This is a genomic window from Streptomyces fuscigenes, from assembly GCF_021556455.1.
Taxonomy (GTDB): Bacteria; Actinomycetota; Actinomycetes; order Streptomycetales; family Streptomycetaceae; genus Streptomyces; species Streptomyces fuscigenes.
This window is the reverse complement of the sequence record NZ_JAKGCV010000573.1, coordinates 1-2,964: the sequence shown is the minus strand read 5'-3', so window position 1 is coordinate 2,964 and position 2,964 is coordinate 1. Positions and strand designations below refer to the sequence as shown.

General features: G+C 72.3%; 2 protein-coding genes. Both read right to left on the bottom strand.

What is annotated here, in order from left to right:
* A partial coding sequence (locus L1885_RS26455) for a CHAD domain-containing protein (RefSeq protein ID WP_235799686.1) occupies window positions 1–405 on the bottom strand: 405 nt, incomplete at its 3' end.
* Complete coding sequence (locus tag L1885_RS26450; RefSeq protein WP_235799685.1) at window positions 392–2,653, bottom strand: RNA degradosome polyphosphate kinase; 2,262 nt, start codon at window positions 2,651–2,653, stop codon at window positions 392–394. The genes L1885_RS26450 and L1885_RS26455, both read right to left, overlap by 14 nt.
* Window positions 2,654–2,964 lie beyond the last annotated feature (311 nt).

Below are 2,964 nucleotides of genomic sequence, written 5' to 3'. Positions count from 1 at the left end.
CGCCGCTCCCGGACCCCCGTCCGGCGCACCCGCCGGGACCGCGCCGGCCATGGCGCCGCTTCCGCCCGCGCCCGAGAGCCGCGCGAGCGCCGCGACCAGCCGGTGCAGCCTCGCCGTGCAGGCGTGCTCCTGGGCGAGCGTGCCGGACAGCCAGGCGAGCTCGGTGCGCAGGTGGTCGGCCCACCCCGGGTCGAACATCGCCCGGTAGGTGTACAGGGTCCCGCCGATGCGGCGCGCCGAGCCGCGCAGCGCGAGCGCCGCCTGCCCGGCGCCCGCCGTGTCGGAGCCGCTCTCGCTGTACAGCCGCAGGCTGCGCAAGAAGTCACCGGCCCGGGAGTGCAGGTACCCGGACAGCACCTCTCCCGTCGAGGTCAGCTCGTCCGTCTCGACTTCATGGTGCTGCACGCCGGCGCCTCCGGGCGTCAATGAGCATTTCTTGTACGTGCCGCAGGGGGAGCCCGTCCGCGTCCGTGGAATGCCGGTTCCACTCGCCGTCGGGGCCGAGGTGCCAGGAGGACGTCTGGTCGGACATGCCGGTCTCCAGCAGCCGGATCAGCGCGGCCCGGTGGGCGGGGTCGGTGACCCGGACGAGGGCCTCTATGCGGCGGTCGAGGTTGCGGTGCATCATGTCGGCGCTGCCGAGCCAGATCTCCGGCTCGCCGCCGTTGCAGAACGCGAACACGCGGGAGTGTTCGAGGAAGCGGCCCAGTATCGAGCGCACGCGGATGTTGTCCGAGAGCCCGGGCACGCCGGGCCGGATGGCGCAGATGCCCCGTACCCAGATGTCCACGGGGACGCCCGCCTGGGAGGCCCGGTACAGCGCGTCGACGACGGCCTCGTCGACCATCGAGTTGACCTTGATCTTGATGTAGGAGGGGCGCCCGGCGCGGTGGTGGGCGGCTTCCTTGTTGATGCGGGAGACCAGGCCGTCGCGCAGGGACTTCGGCGCGACGAGGAGCCGGCGGTAGGTCTCGCGGCGCGAGTAGCCGGAGAGCCGGTTGAACAGGTCGGACAGGTCCGCGCCGACCTGCGGGTCCGCCGTGAGCAGGCCGAGGTCCTCGTAGAGCCGTGCGGTCTTCGGGTGGTAGTTGCCGGTGCCGACGTGGCTGTAGCGGCGCAGGGTGTCGCCCTCCTGCCGCACGACCAGCGACAGCTTGCAGTGGGTCTTCAGGCCCACCAGGCCGTACACGACGTGGCAGCCGGCCTCTTCGAGCTTGCGTGCCCACTTGATGTTGGCCTGCTCGTCGAAGCGGGCCTTGATCTCGACGAGGACGAGGACCTGCTTGCCGGACTCGGCCGCGTCGATAAGCGCGTCCACGATCGGCGAGTCGCCGGACGTCCGGTACAGGGTCTGCTTGATCGCGAGGACGTCCGGGTCGCCCGCGGCCTGCTCCAGGAAGGCCTGCACGGACGTCGAGAACGAGTCGTAGGGGTGGTGCAGCAGGACGTCCCGCTCGCGCAGCGCGGCGAAGATGTCCGGCGCGGACGCGGACTCCACCTCGGCGAGGTCGCGGTGCGTGCCCGCGATGAACCGCGGGTACTTCAGCTCGGGCCGGTCCAGCGAGGCGACGCCGAACAGCGCGGTCAGGTCGAGCGGCCCCGGCAGCGGGTACACCTCCGCGTCGGAGACCTTCAGCTCGCGCACGAGCAGGTCGAGCACGTACGGGTCGATGGACTCCTCGACCTCCAGGCGCACCGGCGGGCCGAAGCGGCGCCGCATGAGCTCCTTCTCCAGCGCCTTGAGGAGGTTCTCGGCGTCGTCCTCCTCGACTTCGAGGTCCTCGTTGCGGGTCACGCGGAACATGTGGTGCGCCAGCACCTCCATGCCCGGGAAAAGCTCCTCCAGATGCGCGGCTATGACGTCTTCCAGCGGGACGTAGCGCTGCGGGGACGCCTCAAGGAACCGGGACAGCAGCGGCGGCACCTTGACGCGCGCGAAGTGGCGGTGCCCGCTGACCGGGTTGCGCACGACGACCGCGAGGTTCAGGGAGAGCCCGGAGATGTACGGGAAGGGGTGCGCGGGGTCGACGGCCAGCGGCGTGAGGACGGGGAAGATCTGCTGGCGGAAGAGGGTGAACAGGCGGGCCTGCTCCTTCTCCGTCAGCTCCGGCCAGCGCACGATGTGGATGCCCTCGTCGCCCAGGGCGGGCGCCACGTCCTGCTGGTAGCAGGCGGCGTGCCGGGCCATGAGCTCGCGCGAGCGGGTCCAGATCAGGTCCAGCACCTCGCGGGGCTGGAGTCCGGACGCGGACCGGGAGGCCACGCCGGTGGCGATGCGGCGCTTGAGGCCCGCGACCCGGACCATGAAGAACTCGTCCAGGTTCGACGCGAAGATCGCCAGGAAGTTCGCGCGCTCCAGGAGCGGGGTCGCGGGGTCCTCGGCGAGCTCCAGCACGCGCTCGTTGAACGCGAGCCAGCTGCGTTCACGGTCCAGGAAGCGGTCCTGCGGAAGGGGCTCGGCGCCGTCGGGGACGCCGCCCTCCTCGTAGGTGTCGAGGTCGGCGTCGAGATCGGGTTCGAGGTCGGACACCGCTCCGGCGACGGCGCTCGGCCGGTGACCGGCGATGAATCCTACGGAGGGCTGTGCGGCGGGGCCCTGCGGGCGCGCGGGCTGGGGCTGCTGGACCGGTACCTCGGCGGGCTGCTGGCTCATGTACCCATTGTTCCGCGCGGAGGGTGCGGTGGGCGCGTTGGACCGGGCAGGGGGGAAGGGGCTCCTGCCGTTCGGGGTGGGGGGCACAGCGGGCTGCATGCGGCGAGGATCGCAAGGGCGGCTGAATGAACGGTGACGGCGAGATGACGTGAAGGGAAGCGGGACGGTACTCCCCGGGGGCGTCCGGGCACCGCCCGGCTCCTCCCGCCCCGGCAGCGGCCTCCCGGGCCCTCCCGGGGCGCTCGTCCGCGGAGCGGCGCGCCGGGCCGCGGACGCCGTCGCCGCACGGCACGGAGGGCGGCCGGTCCCGG

Coding starts and splice junctions, on each gene's coding strand:
- L1885_RS26450 (WP_235799685.1), bottom strand. CDS start 2,653: ATGAGCCAGCAGCCCGCCGAGGTACCGGTCCAGCAGCCCCAGCCCGCG.